This window comes from Aliiroseovarius subalbicans (assembly GCF_022678625.1).
Lineage (GTDB): Bacteria > Pseudomonadota > Alphaproteobacteria > Rhodobacterales > Rhodobacteraceae > Aliiroseovarius_A > Aliiroseovarius_A subalbicans.
In genome coordinates this window covers 194259-212925 of the sequence record NZ_JALBYQ010000003.1, presented here as the reverse complement: position 1 = coordinate 212925, position 18667 = coordinate 194259, and the positions used below count along the sequence as shown (strand labels likewise).

18 protein-coding genes, 1 tRNA gene and 1 riboswitch are annotated in these 18667 nt (G+C 61.6%); of the genes, 14 read left to right on the top strand and 5 right to left on the bottom strand.

Features of this window, described 5'->3' with window-relative positions; genetic code table 11:
- Position 1: 1 nt before the first annotated feature.
- Genes MN188_RS11425 through MN188_RS11410 form a run of 4 tightly spaced genes read left to right on the top strand, consistent with a single transcriptional unit; the run spans position 2 to position 4250 of the window.
- Positions 2 to 958 (top strand): ABC transporter permease, encoded by a 957-nt coding sequence (locus MN188_RS11425; RefSeq protein WP_242109202.1) that lies wholly within the window; start codon positions 2 to 4, stop codon positions 956 to 958.
- Positions 958 to 1770, top strand: coding sequence for an ABC transporter permease (locus tag MN188_RS11420; protein WP_420838987.1), 813 nt, complete (start codon positions 958 to 960; stop codon positions 1768 to 1770). The genes MN188_RS11425 and MN188_RS11420 overlap by 1 nt, the downstream gene beginning before the upstream one ends.
- A complete protein-coding gene (locus MN188_RS11415) occupies positions 1767 to 3404 on the top strand; it encodes an ABC transporter ATP-binding protein (protein WP_242109198.1) in 1638 nt (545 codons plus the stop codon). Before MN188_RS11420 ends, MN188_RS11415 begins: the two co-directional genes overlap by 4 nt.
- Positions 3405 to 3410: 6 nt before the next feature.
- Positions 3411 to 4250 carry an alkaline phosphatase family protein gene (locus MN188_RS11410; protein ID WP_242109196.1) on the top strand — a complete coding sequence of 280 codons (840 nt, stop codon included), beginning with the start codon at positions 3411 to 3413 and terminating at the stop codon, positions 4248 to 4250.
- 455 nt (positions 4251 to 4705) lie between these two features.
- On the opposite strand, the gene MN188_RS11405 is transcribed toward MN188_RS11410, so the two are convergent.
- On the bottom strand, positions 4706 to 5515 hold the full coding sequence (locus MN188_RS11405) for a hypothetical protein (protein ID WP_242109194.1): 810 nt from the start codon (positions 5513 to 5515) through the stop codon (positions 4706 to 4708).
- 652 nt (positions 5516 to 6167) lie between these two features.
- Positions 6168 to 6243: transfer RNA gene (locus MN188_RS11400), tRNA-Lys, on the bottom strand.
- Positions 6244 to 6350: 107 nt separating this feature from the next.
- Here MN188_RS11400 and dapF point away from each other — a divergent pair.
- From dapF to MN188_RS11355, 9 genes are all read left to right on the top strand, one after another.
- Positions 6351 to 7184 (top strand): diaminopimelate epimerase, encoded by an 834-nt coding sequence (dapF, locus tag MN188_RS11395; RefSeq protein ID WP_242109192.1) that lies wholly within the window; start codon positions 6351 to 6353, stop codon positions 7182 to 7184.
- Entirely contained in the window at positions 7184 to 8443 is a 1260-nt protein-coding gene (mtaB, locus tag MN188_RS11390; RefSeq protein ID WP_242109190.1) for a tRNA (N(6)-L-threonylcarbamoyladenosine(37)-C(2))-methylthiotransferase MtaB, read from the top strand. The genes dapF and mtaB overlap by 1 nt, the downstream gene beginning before the upstream one ends.
- 31 nt (positions 8444 to 8474) lie before the next feature.
- Positions 8475 to 9095, top strand: a complete 621-nt coding sequence (locus MN188_RS11385; RefSeq protein ID WP_242109188.1) for an FMN-binding negative transcriptional regulator — start codon at positions 8475 to 8477, stop codon at positions 9093 to 9095.
- 52 nt (positions 9096 to 9147) lie between these two features.
- The gene (locus MN188_RS11380) at positions 9148 to 9426 is read left to right on the top strand and encodes a hypothetical protein (protein ID WP_242109186.1); all 279 of its coding nucleotides are present in this window, start codon (positions 9148 to 9150) and stop codon (positions 9424 to 9426) included.
- 5 nt (positions 9427 to 9431) lie between these two features.
- Entirely contained in the window at positions 9432 to 10037 is a 606-nt protein-coding gene (locus tag MN188_RS11375; protein WP_242109184.1) for a glutathione S-transferase, read from the top strand.
- Between the two features lie 46 nt (positions 10038 to 10083).
- On the top strand, positions 10084 to 11274 hold the full coding sequence (locus MN188_RS11370; RefSeq protein ID WP_242109182.1) for an NADH:flavin oxidoreductase/NADH oxidase family protein: 1191 nt from the start codon (positions 10084 to 10086) through the stop codon (positions 11272 to 11274).
- Positions 11275 to 11506: 232 nt separating this feature from the next.
- The gene (petA, locus tag MN188_RS11365; RefSeq protein ID WP_242109181.1) at positions 11507 to 12070 is read left to right on the top strand and encodes a ubiquinol-cytochrome c reductase iron-sulfur subunit; all 564 of its coding nucleotides are present in this window, start codon (positions 11507 to 11509) and stop codon (positions 12068 to 12070) included.
- Between the two features lie 14 nt (positions 12071 to 12084).
- Entirely contained in the window at positions 12085 to 13410 is a 1326-nt protein-coding gene (gene petB / locus MN188_RS11360) for a cytochrome b (RefSeq protein ID WP_242109178.1), read from the top strand.
- Positions 13411 to 13427: 17 nt separating this feature from the next.
- Positions 13428 to 14225: a cytochrome c1 gene (locus MN188_RS11355; protein WP_242109176.1), complete on the top strand. Its 798-nt coding sequence runs from the start codon at positions 13428 to 13430 to the stop codon at positions 14223 to 14225.
- A gap of 48 nt (positions 14226 to 14273) precedes the next feature.
- On the opposite strand, the gene MN188_RS11350 is transcribed toward MN188_RS11355, so the two are convergent.
- From MN188_RS11350 to thiB, 3 genes are read right to left on the bottom strand one after another with little or no spacing between them, the layout of a single operon-like run.
- Complete coding sequence (locus MN188_RS11350) at positions 14274 to 14966, bottom strand: thiamine ABC transporter ATP-binding protein (RefSeq protein ID WP_242109175.1); 693 nt, start codon at positions 14964 to 14966, stop codon at positions 14274 to 14276.
- Positions 14953 to 16512 (bottom strand): thiamine/thiamine pyrophosphate ABC transporter permease ThiP, encoded by a 1560-nt coding sequence (locus tag MN188_RS11345; protein ID WP_242109174.1) that lies wholly within the window; start codon positions 16510 to 16512, stop codon positions 14953 to 14955. Before MN188_RS11345 ends, MN188_RS11350 begins: the two co-directional genes overlap by 14 nt.
- A complete protein-coding gene (gene thiB, locus MN188_RS11340; protein WP_242109173.1) occupies positions 16488 to 17468 on the bottom strand; it encodes a thiamine ABC transporter substrate binding subunit in 981 nt (326 codons plus the stop codon). Before thiB ends, MN188_RS11345 begins: the two co-directional genes overlap by 25 nt.
- Before the next feature lie 33 nt (positions 17469 to 17501).
- Positions 17502 to 17605: riboswitch (TPP riboswitch) on the bottom strand.
- A gap of 88 nt (positions 17606 to 17693) precedes the next feature.
- Here thiB and MN188_RS11335 point away from each other — a divergent pair.
- Positions 17694 to 18647: a DMT family transporter gene (locus MN188_RS11335; protein ID WP_242109172.1), complete on the top strand. Its 954-nt coding sequence runs from the start codon at positions 17694 to 17696 to the stop codon at positions 18645 to 18647.
- Positions 18648 to 18667: the final 20 nt, after the last annotated feature.

Genomic DNA, 18667 nt, shown 5'->3' with positions numbered 1-18667 from the left:
TATGCACCTTGCATTAAAACTTGTGGCCCAGCGTCTTGCGCTGGGCCTCCTGCTCCTTCTCGCCGTTTCGGTTCTGATTTTTGCCGGGACACAAATTCTTCCGGGTGATGTGGCCCAGTCCATCCTTGGACAATCTGCCACCCCCGAAGCGCTGGCCAACCTGCGCCGCGACATGGGTCTGAACGAGCCTGCCGTCAGCCGTTACTTCAGCTGGCTGGGCGGCGCCCTGACCGGGGATCTGGGCACCGCACTGACCTCTGGTGCCGATATCTCCAAGTCGATCGGTTCACGCTTGGGCAACACCGTGTTCCTGGCTGGAGTGGCCGCTGTGATTGCCATTCCATTGGCGATCCTGCTGGGTCTTTTGGCCGTTCGTTATCGCGAACGCTGGCCCGACAAGCTGATTTCGGCCGTCACACTGGCGTCGATCTCGCTTCCTGAATTTTTCATCGGCTATGTGCTGATCCTGATTTTCGCGGTGAACCTTGGTTGGTTCCCGTCCGTTGCGACCGTTTACGATGGCATGGGGTTTCTGGACCGCCTGTCGGTCGTGATCCTGCCGGCGCTGACCCTGACCATGGTTGTTCTGGCGCACATGATGCGCATGACCCGCGCCGCGATCCTGAACGTGATGCAATCGGCCTATATCGAAACCGCCGAGCTGAAGGGCCTGTCTGGTCTTCAGGTCATCGCCCGCCACGCCTTTCCCAACGCGATTGCACCGATCGTGAACGTTGTGATGCTGAACCTGGCCTATCTGGTCGTCGGCGTCGTGGTGGTCGAGGTTGTGTTCGTCTATCCAGGCATGGGGCAATACCTGGTCGATCACGTGTCGAAACGTGACGTGCCGGTGGTGCAGGCCTGCGGCCTGATCTTCGCCGCCGTGTATATCGGCCTGAACATGGTGGCCGACATCGTGTCGATCCTGGCCAATCCGCGACTGAGGCACCCGAAATGATGCGACTTCCCTTGGCCGCAATGATCGGCATCTTCTTCACCTCGCTGTATTTCCTGATGGCAATTTTTGCGCCGCTTCTGGCGCCCTATCCGATGACCGAAATCGTCGGCGGGGTGTGGGAACCGATGAGCGCCAAGCATTGGCTGGGCACCGACAACATCGGTCGTGATCTGCTGTCGCGCATGATTTACGGCGGGCGCACGACGATCTTCATCGCCACCGTGGCGACGATCGTCAGCTTCACCACCGGGTCGATCCTGGGCTTTACCGCCGCCGTGATCGGCGGCTGGGTTGATCAGGCGATGAGCCGCTTTGTCGATCTGGTGATGTCGATCCCGACCCTGATCTTTGCCCTTGTGGTCCTGTCGGTCATGCCGGTCACCATTCCGATGCTGATCATGGTGATGGGGTTCCTTGATTCGACCCGTGTCTATCGCCTGGCACGTGCCGTTGCGGTGGACATCAACGTGATGGACTTTGTCGAAGCCGCCAAGCTGCGCGGCGAGGGCCGGATCTGGATCATCTTCCGCGAAATCCTGCCGAACGCCCTGTCACCGCTGGTGGCCGAGATGGGCCTGCGCTTCATCTTCATGGTGCTGTTCGTGTCGACCCTGTCCTTCCTGGGCCTGGGCGTGCAACCGCCGCAGGCTGACTGGGGCGGGATCGTGAAGGAAAACAAAGATGGCATCGTCTATGGCATCGGCGCCGCACTGTGGCCCGCCGTGGCGATTGCCACCTTGGCAATTTCCGTGAACCTGGTGGCCGACTGGGTGCTGAACCGCACGACCAGCCTGAAAGGGGGTCGGGGATGAGCGACCAATTGTTGAAAGTCCGCGATCTGAAGATTGGCGCGACCGTCTATCCGCCCGGCGAGAAACCGCATGACATCCAGATCGTGCATGGGGTCAGCTTCGATCTTGCCCCCGGCAAGGTACTGGGCCTGATCGGTGAAAGCGGCGCGGGCAAGTCCACCATCGGCCTGTCCGCCATGGCTTATGGCCGTGGCGGGGTTGAGATCACCGGCGGGGAAGTCTGGGTCAATGGCCGCGACATCCTGCAGGAAAGCGTGAAGGGCCTGCGCGCCCTGCGTGGGACCGAGGTGACTTATGTCAGCCAGTCCGCTGCTGCAAGCTTCAACCCAGCCAAGAAGATCATGGACCAGGTGACCGAAGCCTCGGTCAGCCAAGGCAAGTTTTCCCGTGCTGACGCCGAGGCCAAGGCGGTGGAGCTGTTTGCCAAGCTGGGCCTGCCGGACCCGGAAAACATCGGTTCACGCTATCCGCACCAGGTGTCGGGGGGGCAGTTGCAACGCTGCATGACTGCGCTGGCGCTGTGTCCCGAGCCCGACCTGGTGGTGTTCGACGAACCCACCACGGCGCTGGACGTGACCACGCAGATTGACGTTCTGATGGCGATCAAGGAAGCGATCCGCGACACCGGCGTTGCCGCGCTTTACATCACCCATGACCTGGCGGTCGTGGCGCAGGTGTCCGACGACATCATGGTGCTGAAGATGGGCGAAATGGTCGAATACGGCAGTGTCGACCAGATCATCAACGCGCCGCAGGAAGACTATACCAAAGCGCTGGTCTCCGTCCGCTCGATCGACCACGAAGAAAAGACGCCGACCGACAACCCGATGTTGAAAGTCGAAAACATCACCGCGCGGTACAAGGGCACGAATTTCGACGTGCTGAACGACGTGAATGTCGAACTGCACCCGGGCCAGACCCTGGCCATTGTCGGCGAAAGCGGATCGGGCAAGTCCACGCTGGCGCGGGTGATCACCGGCCTTCTGCCGCCGCGTGACGGGCGGATCGAGTTTTCCGACCGCACCCTGTCGCCGGACCTTGCCGGGCGCACGCGCGATGACCTGCGCGAGCTCCAGATGATCTATCAGATGGCCGATGTCGCGATGAACCCGCGCCAGACGGTCGGCACGATCATCGGGCGGCCGCTGGAATTCTATTTCGGCCTGCGCGGCGAAGAGAAGCGCAAGCGGATCAAAGAGCTGCTGGACGAGATCGAGATGGGCGACGGCTTCATCGACCGTTACCCGGCCGAGCTGTCCGGTGGCCAGAAACAGCGTGTCTGCATCGCGCGTGCGCTGGCGGCTCAGCCCAAGCTGATCATCTGTGACGAGGTGACCTCGGCGCTGGATCCGCTGGTGGCAGACGGCATCCTGAAGCTGCTTCTGGACCTGCAGAAGGTTGAAAACGTGGCCTATCTGTTCATCACCCACGACTTGGCGACGGTCCGCGCCATCGCCGATTCGATCGCGGTGATGTATCAGGGTCGCGTGGTGCGCTATGGCTCGAAATCCGAAGTCCTGTCGCCGCCGTTTGACGATTACACCGACCTGCTTCTGTCCTCGGTTCCCGAGATGAAGCTGGGCTGGCTGGAAGAGGTCATCGCCAACCGCAAGATGGAGTCGGCAGGGAACTAACGGCGCATGGACCGCAAACTACTTTTGATCATCCTGGACGGCGTGCCCTGGCGCAACTGGCAACGCCTGTTCGGCAACCTTGAAGGCTGGGTCGACAGTGGCCTAGCGCAGCGTTGGAAGATGCGATCGGTGCTGCCGTCCACTTCCGCCAGCTGCTATGCCTCGATTCACACGGGCGTTACGCCGCAGGAACATGGCTGCACTGGTAACGGAAACGTCTTTCGCCTGTCGCACCCCGATATCTTTTCGGAAGTGCGCCGCGCCGGCGGGGTGACCGGAGCTGTTACGCATTCCTTTTGGTCCGAGTTTTTCAACCGCGCGCCGTTCGATTATGTCCGGGACATCGAGTATGACGAACCCGATAGCGCCAGCATCAACCACGGTCGGTTTCACACCATGACCGCCTATGGCCACGCCAATCAGATGACGCCATCGGACGTGGACCTGTTCGCCACGCTCACCATGCTGGCCCACAAGCACAGCTTGGACTATGGCATCCTGCACACCTGCACGCTGGACAGTATGGGGCACCGGTTCGGGCATGATTGCGGCGAAATGGACCACGCCTGTTTTGTCGCCGACGAAATGCTGGCACCCTTCATCCCCAAATGGCTTGAGGCTGGGTATGAAGTGATCGTGACGGCCGACCATGGCCAGACCGATCGCGGCCACCATGGCGGGCGGGAAGATCTGCAACAGGACTTCGCGCTCTACTACTTTGGGCCAGCACAGGGGCCGGATGCTGACGCGCACCTAGACCAACTCCAGCTTGCACCGACGATCCTGACACGCCTTGGCGTGCCGATCCCGGATACGATGAAAGCCAAGCCTTTTCTGAGGGATTGAACGCCAAAGACCGGACATTTCCGCCCGGCCTTTGGTGCAAGTGGTGAGCCGTGAAGGATTCGAACCTTCGACCTGCCGGTTCATTAGTTGTGTGGGCGAGAACGGGCGCAGAGTTGGGCAAGCGCGTCGGGCGTGGAGCCCTCAAATTTCTCAATCGCCCGGCGCGTTTGTGCGGGCGTTTGGTTTCCGAAGCCATGAGAGAGAGAAAGTAGCTTGCGCGTGTCAGGTGTCGATTTCGTGAAGAACTCGATCGCTCTCGATTGGTTAACGGCGCCGGAGTTGAAGCCGGCCAGCGTTTAACATCCCCGGCGGCACTGTTTTTTTTGAAGTCAAAGGCCAGATTTTTTGCACCATTTGTGCTTGGGGCAAGCAGGCCGTTGGCGCGGGAGAACTGGCGCAACGCAAACAAAAACGGCCCTCCTGCTGGAGGGCCGTTCTTTAAGAATTTCGTCCGATCAGAGTGCTTCGTCAGCCCAAGTCATCTCACGATGCAAGTTGGGCGTGTCGAACGGAATGCTGTCGCGTACTCCGCTGTTCGAACCACCGATTGCAATCGAAATGCCAGCGTTGATGCTCCAGCCATTCGCTTGCTTTGAATCTGTCTGAAGCGCGAATGCCGAAACCCCGACATGCCCGGCCATCGTGTCAGAGAAGTCACGATAGAGGGTCGCGCTCAATTCGCCCGCATGCACCGTATCGTCGCTTGTTTGCCCCAACCCAAGGTAGCCACCGACCCGAACGCTCATATCGGGCGCCACGTCAAAGTCATAGGCCCCTTGCAAATAGCCGAGTGCCGTAACTTGGTCATCGCCTCGTTGACCATAGACAACCCCGGTTGCGCCGAGCCCAACCATCCAGTTGTTTTCAGCGTAGTTGAGAGCGGCCAGCGAATAGATTGCGCCGTCACTTTCTTCGACATTCGTGCCACCCTGAAGGCCAAATGCAAGACCGGCAGTGCCGTTTCTGTAGGGCAACATGTAATGCCCGACCACCCCGAATGAGGTGGAGTTTTCAGCGTTGTCAGTATCGTCAACCGAAGTGGTTGTCGTGCCCTGAAGCTCGATCACAAAATCGCCGGTCCGAAAGAAACCCTGCCCATTCAGAACGCCGACGGCCGCATTGTCAAAATCGCCGTCATTGCCACTGGCGGTTGCCAGGTTCATGTAGTTGAGGTTCAGTTCCACGAGTGCGGCGTCCTGTGCCGCGACCGGTGCAACCGAAAGCAAAAGTGCGCTGGCACTGGCGAGCAAATATGTCTTTTTCATTGGTAGTCTCCAAAAGTTCTCCATATCCACCTCCTTTTTTTGCCTTCAGCACTCGATTGCAACTGTACAAGTCCGTCATGGGTCAAATTAGCCAGCACTGCGGCGACTCTACCACATATCGATGCGAACAACGGGGGCACCGCTAGGTTCTCCCCACATGTCTATGACTTCAACCTTGCGCCGCGCCCCCAGAATCATCAGCGCGTGGTTATCTCTGTCTTCCGTTTAACCACTCACAGCGTCTACATGGTCCTTTCCGTAAGGGAGTTTTCGATGGTGAACTATTATCCCAATTCTCCCCCTGTTTGGCCTGATTGCTGTTCTATCGTTTCTGGGCCCGGTCAATAGTATTGAGGTCCTGCATGCTTGCATGACGGAGCGGGTGGGGAGAAATTCTCAACCTAATCGACCAGTCGGTCATGCTTCGAATGCACAGGAAATTCCCGAAGTAAGCCGGTCCAGCCCTCATCTCCATGGGGTTTGGATACGCCATTCCGCTGTTCGGCGGAAGCCACATGGCGGCTGGTAGGAAAGGGGATAACTCGCTTCAATTGTCCCCCATATGTCCCCCAAGACCGGAGCGTAGCACTGAAGAGGACAACAGTATCCGCCCCCGATGGGGTGTAATTCTTTGATATCTTTGGAGGTTCAGTGGTGAGCCGTGAAGGATTCGAACCTTCGACCCACTGATTAAAAGTCAGTTGCTCTACCAACTGAGCTAACGGCCCACTGCGAAGCGGTGCCTAAAGCCCGGAACGGTTTGGGTCAAGAGCAAAAAGTCGGGAATCCTTGTGATCTCTGGCAAAAGTTTGGGCAAGCGCGTATATCGCCGCTTATGGCAGATGTGCGCACATCAGATTCCCTGAGCTTCATGAAATGGCACGGGGCTGGAAATGACTTCGTGATGATCGATTCTCGGAGGCGGGATTCTGTGGTCACGCGGGATCTGGCGGCGGCGTTGGGCGACCGCCATCGCGGCGTTGGCTTTGACCAACTGGCCGAGATCAGAAGCTCGGACGTGGCCGATATTGATCTGGATTTCTGGAACGCGGATGGAAGCCGCGCCGGGGCCTGTGGCAACGCGACCCGCTGCGTGGCGCGCTACATGATGGGGCAGACCGGAAAGGATGCCCTGACCATTCGCACCGAGCGAGGAATTCTCGAGGCCGTTTCTGCGGGGGATGAGGTTTCCATCAACATGGGAAAACCTCTGCTCGACTGGCAGACGGTGCCGCTGGCCCGTGACGTGGACTTGCAACATCTGCCCCTGGACGGTGATCCGGTCGCCGTCGGCATGGGCAACCCGCATTGCGTGTTCTTCATCGATGATGTCGACGCGGTGGACGTCGCCGGGATCGGCGCGCGAATCGAGCATGACCCGCTGTTTCCCGAAGCGACCAACGTCGAGTTTGCCGAAATCCGATCGCGGGGCGAGATTCGCATGCGCGTTTGGGAGCGCGGCACAGGGATCACCCTGGCTTGCGGGTCTGGCGCTTGTGCGACCGCTGTGGCGGCCGTGCAGCGCGGGTTGACTGACGCCTGCGTGCGTATGGAGGTCGACGGCGGCTGGTTGACACTGGATTGGCGCGACGATGGCGTCTGGATGACCGGGCCGACGGCGTTTGTGTTCGAAGCGAAGCTGACACCGGACTTCCTGGCGGGTCTGTGATGGCAGCGAAACCGCCCATCTTCGCGACGCTTGGCTGTCGCCTGAACGCCTATGAAACCGAGGCGATGAAAGCGTTGGCCGACGAGGCCGGGGTCGAAGGCGCCGTGGTGGTCAATACCTGCGCCGTCACCGCCGAGGCCGTGCGCAAGGCGCGACAGGAGATCCGCAAGCTCAGGCGCGACAACCCGGATGCGAAAGTGATCGTTACCGGCTGCGCCGCGCAGACCGAGCCTGAGACCTTCGCAGCGATGGACGAGGTCGACGCAGTGATCGGCAATCACGAAAAGCTGTCGCCCGCGACTTGGGCCGGGCTGGCGCCGGACCTGATCGGCCAGACCGAACGCGTGCAGGTGGACGACATCATGTCGGTCACCGAAACGGCCGGGCACTTGATCGACGGCTTCGGCACCCGAAGCCGCGCCTATGTGCAGGTTCAAAATGGGTGTGACCACCGCTGCACTTTCTGCATCATCCCCTATGGTCGGGGCAATTCGCGCAGCGTGCCGGCGGGTGTCGTGGTGGACCAGATCAAGCGACTGGTGGACAAGGGCTTCAACGAGGTCGTGCTGACTGGCGTGGACCTGACCAGCTGGGGCGCGGACCTGCCGGGCGAACCGCGCCTGGGCGATCTGGTGATGCGCATCCTGCGCCTTGTGCCGGACCTGCCGCGGCTGCGGATCAGTTCAATCGATTCGATCGAGGCGGACGAAAACCTGATGCTGGCCATCGCGAGTGAACCGCGCCTGATGCCGCATCTGCACCTGTCGCTGCAGCATGGCGACGACCTGATCCTGAAGCGGATGAAGCGCCGCCACCTGCGCGACGATGCAATTGCCTTTTGCGAAGAGGCGCGGCGGCTCAGGCCCGACATCACCTTCGGTGCCGATATCATCGCGGGGTTCCCAACCGAGTCCGAGGCGCATTTCGAAAACAGCCTGAAGCTGGTGCGCGATTGCGACCTGACATGGCTGCACGTCTTTCCCTATTCCGCGCGCGAAGGCACGCCCGCCGCGCGCATGCCCGCGGTGGACGGGCGCGCAATCAAGGATCGTGCGGCGCGGCTCAGGGCCGCCGGGAGCGCCCAGGTTGCGGCGCATCTGGCCGCACAGCAGGGCAAGACGCACGCCATCCTGATGGAAAACCCCCGCATGGGGCGCACGGAACAATTTGCCGAGGTCGCCTTTGGCGCCGATCAGGTCGAAGGTGCAATTGTTGAAGCGCAAATCAAGGGTGTGCTGGACGGGCAGTTGATCGTCTGATTGTCTGGGCCTGAACAGATCAGGACACGCCATGCACCCGAACCCCGCCTTTCGCCAAACGCCCCGCGACACAAATCTGGGTTTTGCCCGCACACGCGGTTTCGGGACCCTGTGTGTGAATGGCGACAGCGGGCCCATGCTGGCGCATGTGCCGTTTCTGGTGTCTGAAGACGGGACCGAGGTCCATCTGCACCTGGTCCGCTCCAACCCAATCGCGCGGGCCTTGTCGCAAGACCTGCAAGCGGTGGTGTCTGTGTCTGGGCCCGATGGCTACATCTCGCCGGATTGGTATGGTGCGGACGATCAGGTGCCGACTTGGAATTATGTCGCCGTGCATTTGCGTGGAGTGCTGTCGCCGATGCCGGATACCGCATTGCGTGATGTGCTGGACAGGCTCTCTGCCGACTTTGAGGCACGTTTGGCGCCAAAGCCACCCTGGCTTTCCGACAAGATGTCCGCTGACGCCCTGGCGCGGATGATGCGGATGATTCAACCGGTGCGGCTGCAAATCGGTGCGGTCGACGGCACTTGGAAGCTGGGCCAGAACAAACCTGACGCAGCGCGGATCGGGGCTGCGGCCGCCGTCCTTGGCGGAGTCGGGCATGAACTTACCGAACTGGCTGCGCTGATGCAGGCCGCTGATGGCAGTTGAGTGGACTTTGCCCGAACGGGTTCCTACATTCCTAAGTAGGAGGAGTAGACACATGGCCTTGCCCCTTGCCCCCATCGCCGCCGTTGCCCTGCGCTATGGCACCGTTGCCGTTGCCACCTATGCCGTGGCCCGCAGTGTTGAGCGTGGTCGCCGAGACCAGCGTGCCGAGGATGCGCTGGACGACACGCCGGAGGGTCTGACCGCCCGCCGCGAGAGCGACGCGTTGAACGCCACGCACCGGTTTCGCCGGGTTATCCGCCTTGGCGCGAACGGCCCGGGTGTCGAGATCGACGCAACCACGCTGACCCGCATCCGTTTCAGAAAGGTCTGACCACCATGCAACTCATTTCCTCCCCCGCTTCGCCCTTCGTGCGCAAGGTGCGCGTTGTGCTGATTGAAACCGGGCAGGAGGACGACGTTGAACAGATCGTCGTGGCCACTACCCCGATTGCCCCCGCCGCCGAGGTGACAGCGGCCAACCCCCTGTCGAAAATCCCCGCCTTGATCCGCCCGGACGGCCCGACGCTTTACGACAGCCGAGTGGTGACCCGGTATCTGGACGCCCGCGCGGGCGGCGCGCTGTACCCGGACGCGCGGATCTGGGAGGTTCTGACGCTTGAAGCCACCGCCGATGCGCTTTTGGATGCCGCCGTGTTGATGGTCTATGAAGGCCGCTGCCGCCCCGAGGACAAACAGGACAAGGGCTGGCTGGACGCGCAATGGTCCAAGATCGAAGGCGCGCTGGACGCGCTGAACGAACGCTGGATGAGCCACCTGGCCGGGCCGCTGGACATGGGCCAGATCGCCGTGGGCTGCGCGCTGGGCTACCTCGATTTCCGCCACCCGGACCGCGAATGGCGCAAGGGTCGCGATGAGCTGGACGACTGGTTCGCCGTATTCTGCCAACGCGACAGCATGCAGGCGACGAAACCGGTCGGGTAAGCCCTGGTCGCTGTGTGGAATCTTTCAAGAAATGGAGAAGGCTGACTTGGCCAACCCAAATCCTTTGTTCAAGCCGCTGACGCTGCCCTGTGGCGTTGTCCTGAAGAACCGGATCGCGAAATCCGCAATGTCGGATTCCCTGGGGGATGGCACCGGCCACCCCACGGCGGACCAGGTCACGCTTTATCGGCGCTGGGCCGATGGCGGCCTGGCGGTGTCCATCATTGGCGAGGTTCAGGGCGGCCCTGGCTTTGCCGAAAAGCCCGGCAATCTGGTGTTGAACGCGAACAGCGACCTTGCCCGGTTCCGCGACCTTGCCGCACAAGGGGGGCAGAACGGTGCGCAGCTGTGGCTGCAGCTGGGGCACGCCGGGGCGCTGGCCTATGCGCCCACAAGCGACCCCAAGGGACCAAGCGCGCTGGACTTGCCGGACTTGCACTGCGAAGGGCTGAGCCTGGAGGACATCCGCAAGGTGCCCGGTGAATTCGCCGCGACGGCCCGGCTGGCGCAACAGGCTGGGTTCGGGGGCGTGCAGATCCACGCGGCGCACGGATTTCTGCTGAGCCAGTTTCTGTCGCCCTTGTTCAACAAGCGCCAGGATACCTATGGCGGGGGGATCGACAACCGGATGCGGCTGGTCCTTGAGACGATCCAGGCGGTGCGCGACGCGGTGGGGCCGCAGTTCCCGATTGCCATCAAGCTCAATTCCTCTGACCAGCTGGAGGGCGGGCTGAGCGCAGATGACGCGCTGAAGGTCGTCGCGGCGTTAGACGGGTCTTCGATCGACCTGATCGATATCAGCGGGGGAACCTATTTCCCGGGCGCCAAGGCGGCCTCGGACGGGGCAGGTCGCGGGCCGTATTTCCTGGACTTCGCCCGGCGCGCCCGCGCGGTCACGACGAAACCCTTGATGGTGACGGGCGGGTTCAAGACCCATGCGCAGGCGCAGGCCGCCGTTGCCGATGGCGTGGCGGATGTTGTCGGCCTGGCGCGGGCGTTTGTCCTGGAGCCTTCCCTGCCGGATCTCTGGCAGGACGGGCAGACCGACACGCCGACCTTCCCGCGGTTCGCCCATGCGCCTGAGGGTGGAATTACGGCGTGGTACACGATGGGAATGACCCAGATCGGGGCCGGTCGTGACCTGTCAGCAGTCGGAGACATGGACCAGGCCATTCGCGACTATGACGCGCGTGATAAACGTCGGACCAAGACCTGGCTGAGCCATTTCCACCGGTGATCGCGCTGGCTCTCGCTTGACCGAACTCATGAACGATTCGCCTCGTTTGCGCTAACCAATGCGACGCAGGGTGTTTTTCACACCACGCCCCCCTTGCTTTTGGTCCCATGCGCCCTATTGACCGCTGGACGCAGGCTGTTTCCTTGGCTAAACACCGCGTGAATGGGCTGTGGGCGACTGCGGCCTCTCGTCGTATCGGTCGCGCAGGCGACCTAGCAAGGGAGATGCGCACGTGTCACACGCTGACGACCACGAAGGAACCCGCCGGGATTTCCTTTATTACGCAACCGGCGGTGCGGCCGCCGTGACCGCGGGTGCCGCGGTTTGGCCTCTGATCGACCAGATGAACGCCTCGGCTGACGTGAAAGCGCTCAGCTCGATCCGCGTGGACGTGTCGGCGATCGAGCCGGGCACGCAGGTCACTGTGAAGTGGCTGGGTAAACCGGTGTTCATCCGCCGCCGCACCGAAGACGAGATTGCCCTGGCGCGCACGCAAGACGCCGAGGACATGCCGGACAAGTTCGCCCGCAACGACAACTCGGACCCGACCCTGTCGGCCGACGATGCCAACCGCACGATGGACGAAGCTGGCGAATGGCTGGTCATGATGGGTGTTTGCACCCACCTGGGCTGTGTGCCTCTGGGTGACGGTGCCGGTGACTACCAGGGCTGGTATTGCCCGTGTCACGGTTCGCACTACGACGCGTCCGGTCGTATCCGCAAAGGCCCTGCGCCTGAAAACCTTCCCGTTCCCGTCGCCGAATTCGTCGACGAAACGACGATCAAACTGGGCTAAGGGAGAGACACGAGATGGCTGGTATTCCCCACGACCACTATGAACCCAAGACGGGTTTTGAAAAATGGCTGCATTCGCGCCTGCCGATTGTCGGCCTGGCTTATGACACCCTGATGATCCCCACCCCGAAGAACCTGAACTGGTGGTGGATCTGGGGCATCGTCCTGGCGTTCTGCCTGGTGTTGCAGATTGTCACCGGTATCATTCTGGTGATGCACTATACCCCGCATGTCGACATGGCGTTCGCTTCGATCGAGCACATCATGCGTGACGTGAACGGCGGGCACTTCATCCGCTATGTCCACATGAACGGCGCGTCGCTGTTCTTTGTGGCGGTTTACATCCACATGTTCCGCGGCCTGTTCTATGGCTCCTACAAGGCGCCCCGCGAAATCACGTGGATCATCGGCATGCTGATCTACCTTGCCATGATGGCGACCGGCTTCCTGGGTTACGTTCTGCCCTGGGGTCAGATGTCGTTCTGGGGTGCAACGGTGATCACCGGCCTGTTCGGCGCCATTCCGTTCATCGGCGAAGGTCTTCAGGCCTGGCTGCTGGGTGGACCGGCGGTGGACAACGCCACGCTGAACCGATTCTTCTCGCTGCACTACCTGCTGCCCTTCGTGATCGCCGCCCTGGTGGCCGTTCACATCTGGGCCTTCCACACCACCGGCAACAACAACCCCACGGGTGTTGAGGTTCGTCGTGGGTCGAAGGAAGACGCCGAGAAAGACACCCTGCCGTTCTGGCCCTACTTCGTGATCAAGGACCTGTTTGCCCTTGGCATCGTGATGATCGTGTTCTTTGCGATCGTAGGCTTCATGCCGAACTACCTGGGTCACCCCGACAACTACATCGAGGCGAACCCGCTGGTGACGCCCGCGCACATCGTGCCGGAATGGTATTACCTGCCGTTCTACGCCATCCTGCGGGCCTTCACCGCTGATGTCTGGGCTGTGCAGCTTGTCAGCTTCCTGACCGGCGGCATCGTCGACGCGAAGTTCTTCGGCGTGCTGGCCATGTTCGGCGCCATCTTCGTGATGGCCCTGGCCCCCTGGACCGACACCTCGTCGGTCCGCTCGGGTCAGTATCGCCCGATGTTCAAGTGGTGGTTCCGCCTGCTGGTGCTCGACTTCATCGTTCTGATGTGGGTCGGTGCCCGTGACACGAACTTCCCGCATGACTGGATTTCGCTGATCGGTGCGACCTACTGGTTCGCCTACTTCCTGGTCATCCTGCCCCTGCTGGGTGTGATCGAGAAGCCGACGACCCCGCCGGCGACCATCGAAGACGACTTCAATGCCCACTATCCCGGCGCTTCCGACGCCGCGGGCGAGTGAGAAAGGATCAAGGAACAATGATCAGGAAACTCACCACATCCGCTCTCGTGGCTCTGGCGCTCACCACTGGTGGCGCGCTGGCAGCCGGTGACGGTGGACACATCCATGACGAAGCGTTTTCGTTCGAAGGCCCGTTCGGCACCTATGACCAGAACCAGCTGCAGCGCGGGCTTAAGATCTATACCGAGATCTGTTCGTCCTGCCACGGTCTGCAATACGTGCCCCTGCGCTCGTTGGCAGACGAAGGCGGCGTTGGCTTCACCGAAGACCAGGTGCGCGCTTACGCGGCTGAAAACTTCGAAGTCTGGGACCCGGATCTGGCCGATGGCGACGGCGACTATCGCCCCGCCAAGCCGGTTGACCATTTCCCGAAAGGCGCCGATCCGCTGGCCCCTGACCTCAGCCTGATGGCCAAGGCGCGCGCGGGCTTCCACGGCCCGGCGGGCACCGGTCTGAACCAGCTGTTCCGCGGCATGGGTGGCGCCGAGTATATCTCGGCCTTCCTGCAGGGCTTCACCGGTGAAGAGAAAGAAGTCGCCGGTTCGGTCCTGTATGAAAACACTGCCTTCCCGGGGGGCTGGACCGCAATGGCGCCGCAGCTTTACGGCGAAGATGTCGATTTCGACGATGGTCACGCCAACGACGTGCACCACGAAGCGATGGACATCTCGGCCTTCCTGATGTGGGCGGCCGAACCCAAGATGATGGAGCGTCAGCACGCGGGCTTCGTGGCCGTGCTGCTGTTGGTCATCCTGACCTCGCTGCTCTACCTGACGAACAAGAAGCTTTGGGCCCCGCACAAGGGCAAGAAGTAAACCTTCTGTCAGATGATTTCGAAAAGGGCGCCCATTGCGGCGCCCTTTTCATTTGCCCAGATATTCGCGCAGTGCTGCGGGCGGATCGGCAAAGATCTTTGCCGTCGGTACCGGGGCATGGGCCGTTCCCTCCGCAACCAGAATGACCTGATCGGCGATCTCGCGGGCGTCTTCTGGCTCATGACTGACCATCAACAGCGTCGCGCCGGTTTCTGTCACCAGGTCTTTCACCAAAGCCACCATTTCGGTCCTGAGCGCCGGTCCTAGCGCACCAAAGGGTTCGTCCAGCAGCAACAGGGGCCGATTGCGCAACAGCACGCGCGCCAGCGCCACACGCGCCGCCTGACCGCCTGACAATTGCCCCGGTTTGCGGTCACCAAGGCCGGTCAGCCCAACGCGGGCCAGGGCATTTTCCACCTGGCCGCGCTCGGGGCCGGTCAGCCGAAGTGACGGGCGCAGGCCCAGGGCGACGTTGTCAAAGGCTGTCATGTGGGGAAACAGGTTGTTGTCCTGAAACACCATGCTGATCGGGCGTTTGGCGGGGGTGTCGGGCATCGGCGCCCCGCCCCACAGAATGCGCCCCGAGGTTAAGGGCAGAAACCCCGCGATGGCCATCAGCAAGGTGGATTTGCCCGCACCGGACGGTCCCAAAACAGCCACGCAAGCGCCGGTCTCGACCGACAGGTCGGCGTCCAGCGTGAAATCATCCATCACGATATGCAGGTCTTCAAGCGTCAGCATCCACGCGTCCCCCCTTGTCGAATGCCCAGAACATGAGCAGCGACAGCATCAAAAGCAACAGCGCAGCGGCGGCGGCGTCCTCCATGCGATAGGCGCCCATCAGGCGGTAAAGCTGAAGCGGCAGGGTGGCGCGCTCTGGGTCAGCGAACATGGCGATGACCCCCAGATCTCCCATCGAAAGTGCTCCGGCAAGGCCTGCGGTGAACCCTAGCGGGCGCCGCAGGCGGGGCAACCAAAGGTGCCGAAACCGCGCGGTTCCGGTCAGACCCATCTGGTCGGCCAAGGGGCCATAATCAGTCTCTATTCCGGCCAAAACGGGCACAATGACACGCAAGGCGAAGGGCAGGGCCATCGCCGCATTAACCAGCGCAGTGACTGGCAGCGCCAACGCGAAAGGGTCGGCCAAAGGGAAGATCACGATGAACAACCCGGTGCCAATGACCAGCGGCGAGGCCGCGATGGTCAGGGTCCCGATCCCTTCCACCAAGCGCGAGCGATGCCGCACGGCCAGGGCGGCAATGGGCAGGGCCAGCGACAGGGTCAGGATCACGGAGGCCAGCGCGACCAGTATCGATCGCCCGGCGGCCCACAGCACAGGGTGAGGCAACCGAACCAGCCCCGGCGCCCCGTCAAGCAAGATCATGGTCAGAGGGAGAACCAGGAAAAGGGTGGCAAAACCGATGCACAGGACATCCTGAAGCACTAGCGCTATGCCGCCGTCCCAGCGCCGCACAGCTCGGTCAAGCCCGGTGCCGATTCCGCCCGGAACCGCGACCCGAAGCGCGATCAGTGCGGCGGTGGCACCCATTGCGAATTGCACCAGCGCCAGCAACGCGGCCTTGCCAAGGTCAAAGTCAAACCGGAACGCCTGATAGATGGCCAGCTCAACGGTCGTGGCGCGCGGCCCACCACCCAGCGCCAGCGCGACGGCAAACGAGGTCAGGCAGATCAGAAAGATCACAAGCAGCGCGCCCGGAAGCACCCCACGTAGCATAGGGCGCTCCAACACGCGTTGGATGTCGTCCGGGCCAAAGCCCAGCGACGCGGCCAAGCGAAATCGCTCGGCTGGAATTGTCAGCCACCCTTGCAGGATCAGCCGGGTTGCCAATGGCAGGTTGAAAAACACATGCGCGATGACCACGCCGTGAAGTCCATAGATAGAAATCGGCTCTAATCCGGCCCAAATCAGGGTTTGCGAGACGATTCCGTTGCGCCCGAACACGGCCAGAAGACCCAGCACAGCGACAATGACGGGCAGGATAAAGGGTGCGCCTAAAAGCGTGATCAGAAACCCGCGTCCCGGAAAGCTGCGCCTTGCAAGGGCGCGGGCGACGGGAATGGCCAGAATGACGGAAATCACCGCAGACAGGGCCGCTTGCCATAGGGTGAAGCGGATCGCGGCCCAATCAGCGGGGCCGAACGCGCCCGCCCCGTCAGCGCGCAGGGCGACAGCGATCAGGGTGCCCAGGGTCAGACCCAAGACACCCGTAAGCGCCAGTGCGCCCAGCACATTGGTGCGGTTCAGTTTGAGGATACGCTCAGCCATTCGGCTAGGGCCTCATCCCGCACGTCCTGTGCATCCGCTTCAGGGAGCAACAGGGCTGTTTCGGGCTGGATCAGGGTCTCAAACCCATCCGGAAGCCCACCTGAAGGCGTAACTGCGGGATACATCCAGTTTGTCGTCGGAATGATGCTTTGAAAGGTATCCGAGGCAACGAATGCCAGGAACTGGTCTGCCAGGTCGGGTTGATCCGTGGTCGCAACCTTCGCGGCAACCTCAACCTGAAGGTAATGCCCGTCCGAAAACGCGGCGGCGGCTTTGCTGGCGTCTTCCTCGGCAATCAGATGGTAGGCGGGAGAGGTTGTGTAGGACAGGACCATGTCAGCCTCGCCTTCAAGGAACATGCCATAGGCTTCGGACCAGCCTTTGGTCACGGTCACGACCTGATCGTTCAGCCCGGCCCAAGCTTCGCCAGCCTTGTCGCCGAATACCGACTTGACCCACAAAAGCAGGCCAAGACCGGGGGTCGACGAGCGTGGATCCTGGATCACGATGGACAGATCCGAGGCGATCAGCTCAGCGAAGGATTTAGGCGGGTTAGAGACTTTTTCGGTGTCATAGACAAAAGCGAAATAACCCCAGTCGAAGGGAATGAACGTGTCATCCTCCCATGCAATCGGCAGGGTCCAGTCGGTTTCGCCCAGGGCGTGCGGGGCAAACAGGCCGGTGTCACGCGCGGCGGCGGTCAGGTTGGTGTCGAGGCCCAGCACGACATCCGCGTCACTGCGCGTGCCTTCCAGCCGCAAACGCGACAGGATCTCGGCGCCGTCACCAACGGACACGAATTTCAGGTCGCAGCCGCAGTCGGCCTCGAACGCTTCCTTGACGGCCGGGCCGGGGCCCCAGTCGGAAACGAAACTGTCATAGGTATATACGGTCAGCGTTTCCGCCCCCGCTGTCGTGGCCATCAAGGCGCCTGCGACAAATGAAAGGGTTTTCATGGTCATCCTCCAAATGCGCCGGACGGTGTTCGGGTTGGATGATCCGACCTTCCCTCCGCCGGTCTTAACCGGTTCAGGTTCAACGGGTTCGCATCATTGCATCTCAGCCTGGCGTGCAGGCTCCCCGAGGTGGCACCTGTCTGACGCCAACCCGGTCGGAAAGCAAGACCCTTGACGCGGGGGGTGGATTGACGCGATGTGAACGCTAACACCCGGAGAATAATCATGCCTCAGACGCATCAATCCCCCTTGCGCGGCCTGGGGTTCGCATTTGCCAGTTTTGCATTGTTTGCCACCCACGACGCGCTGATCAAGTCGCTGGGCGCGACCTATGCCGTGTTCCAGATCATCTTTTTCGCCATGCTGTTCGCCTTTGTGCCCATGGCGGTGATGATGCTGGCGGATCGCCAGGTCGACAATTTCCGCCCGCACCATCCGTGGCTGATCCTGCTGCGTGCGTTGATGTCGCTGATCGCGATGTCGTCGGCTTTCTATGCCTTTACCGTTCTGCCGTTGGCCGAGGTCTATGCCCTGCTGTTTGCAACGCCGCTTCTGATCACCGCACTTTCGTCTCTATTACTGGGCGAAACGGTGCGTTTGCAGCGTTGGGCGGCGGTCTTGGTGGGCCTTGCCGGCGTCATGGTGGTGCTGCGTCCGGGCATGACCGAATTCACCTTAGGTCATGCTGGCGCGCTGACCGCTGCGGTTGCATCGGCCTTTGCGTCGATCATCGTGCGGCGGATCGGGGGCGAGGAGCGCACGGCGGTGATGATCCTGTACCCGATGCTGTCGTCAATCCTGGTGATGGGAGTGATCCTGCCTTTCGTCTATGTGCCGATGGCGCTGCCGGACCTTGGCATGGTTGCGGGGGTCGGGCTTTTGACCGTGCTGGCGCAGCTTGCCATCATCACCGCGTATCGTGCCGCGCCGGCGGCGGTTGTGGCGCCGGTCCAGTATTCGCAAATCCTGTGGGCCACGGGCTTTGGCGTGTTGTTCTTTGACGAATTGCCCGACCGCATGGTTGCCCTCGGGGCTGCGATCATCATCGCCTCAGGCGTGTTCGTCGTCTGGCGCGAAAGCCGGTCCAACGTGTCCGAGCGCAACCCGGTTCTGCGCAACCCGAACCCGCGTTTTGATGCGGGTCCGTCGCCCAAGCCCAAGCATCGTCGTCCAAGCTGACTTTCCAACCGCCTGCCGAC

Excerpts from the sequence above, each read along its gene's own strand:
- MN188_RS11425 (WP_242109202.1), top strand. The coding sequence starts at position 2 with ATGCACCTTGCATTAAAACTTGTGGCCCAGCGTCTTGCGCTGGGCCTC.
- MN188_RS11420 (WP_420838987.1), top strand. The coding sequence starts at position 958 with ATGCGACTTCCCTTGGCCGCAATGATCGGCATCTTCTTCACCTCGCTG.
- MN188_RS11415 (WP_242109198.1), top strand. The coding sequence starts at position 1,767 with ATGAGCGACCAATTGTTGAAAGTCCGCGATCTGAAGATTGGCGCGACC.
- MN188_RS11410 (WP_242109196.1), top strand. The coding sequence starts at position 3,411 with ATGGACCGCAAACTACTTTTGATCATCCTGGACGGCGTGCCCTGGCGC.
- MN188_RS11405 (WP_242109194.1), bottom strand. The coding sequence starts at position 5,515 with ATGAAAAAGACATATTTGCTCGCCAGTGCCAGCGCACTTTTGCTTTCG.
- dapF (WP_242109192.1), top strand. The coding sequence starts at position 6,351 with ATGGCAGATGTGCGCACATCAGATTCCCTGAGCTTCATGAAATGGCAC.
- mtaB (WP_242109190.1), top strand. The coding sequence starts at position 7,184 with ATGGCAGCGAAACCGCCCATCTTCGCGACGCTTGGCTGTCGCCTGAAC.
- MN188_RS11385 (WP_242109188.1), top strand. The coding sequence starts at position 8,475 with ATGCACCCGAACCCCGCCTTTCGCCAAACGCCCCGCGACACAAATCTG.
- MN188_RS11380 (WP_242109186.1), top strand. The coding sequence starts at position 9,148 with ATGGCCTTGCCCCTTGCCCCCATCGCCGCCGTTGCCCTGCGCTATGGC.
- MN188_RS11375 (WP_242109184.1), top strand. The coding sequence starts at position 9,432 with ATGCAACTCATTTCCTCCCCCGCTTCGCCCTTCGTGCGCAAGGTGCGC.
- petB (WP_242109178.1), top strand. The coding sequence starts at position 12,085 with ATGGCTGGTATTCCCCACGACCACTATGAACCCAAGACGGGTTTTGAA.
- MN188_RS11355 (WP_242109176.1), top strand. The coding sequence starts at position 13,428 with ATGATCAGGAAACTCACCACATCCGCTCTCGTGGCTCTGGCGCTCACC.
- MN188_RS11350 (WP_242109175.1), bottom strand. The coding sequence starts at position 14,966 with ATGCTGACGCTTGAAGACCTGCATATCGTGATGGATGATTTCACGCTG.
- MN188_RS11345 (WP_242109174.1), bottom strand. The coding sequence starts at position 16,512 with ATGGCTGAGCGTATCCTCAAACTGAACCGCACCAATGTGCTGGGCGCA.
- thiB (WP_242109173.1), bottom strand. The coding sequence starts at position 17,468 with ATGAAAACCCTTTCATTTGTCGCAGGCGCCTTGATGGCCACGACAGCG.
- MN188_RS11335 (WP_242109172.1), top strand. The coding sequence starts at position 17,694 with ATGCCTCAGACGCATCAATCCCCCTTGCGCGGCCTGGGGTTCGCATTT.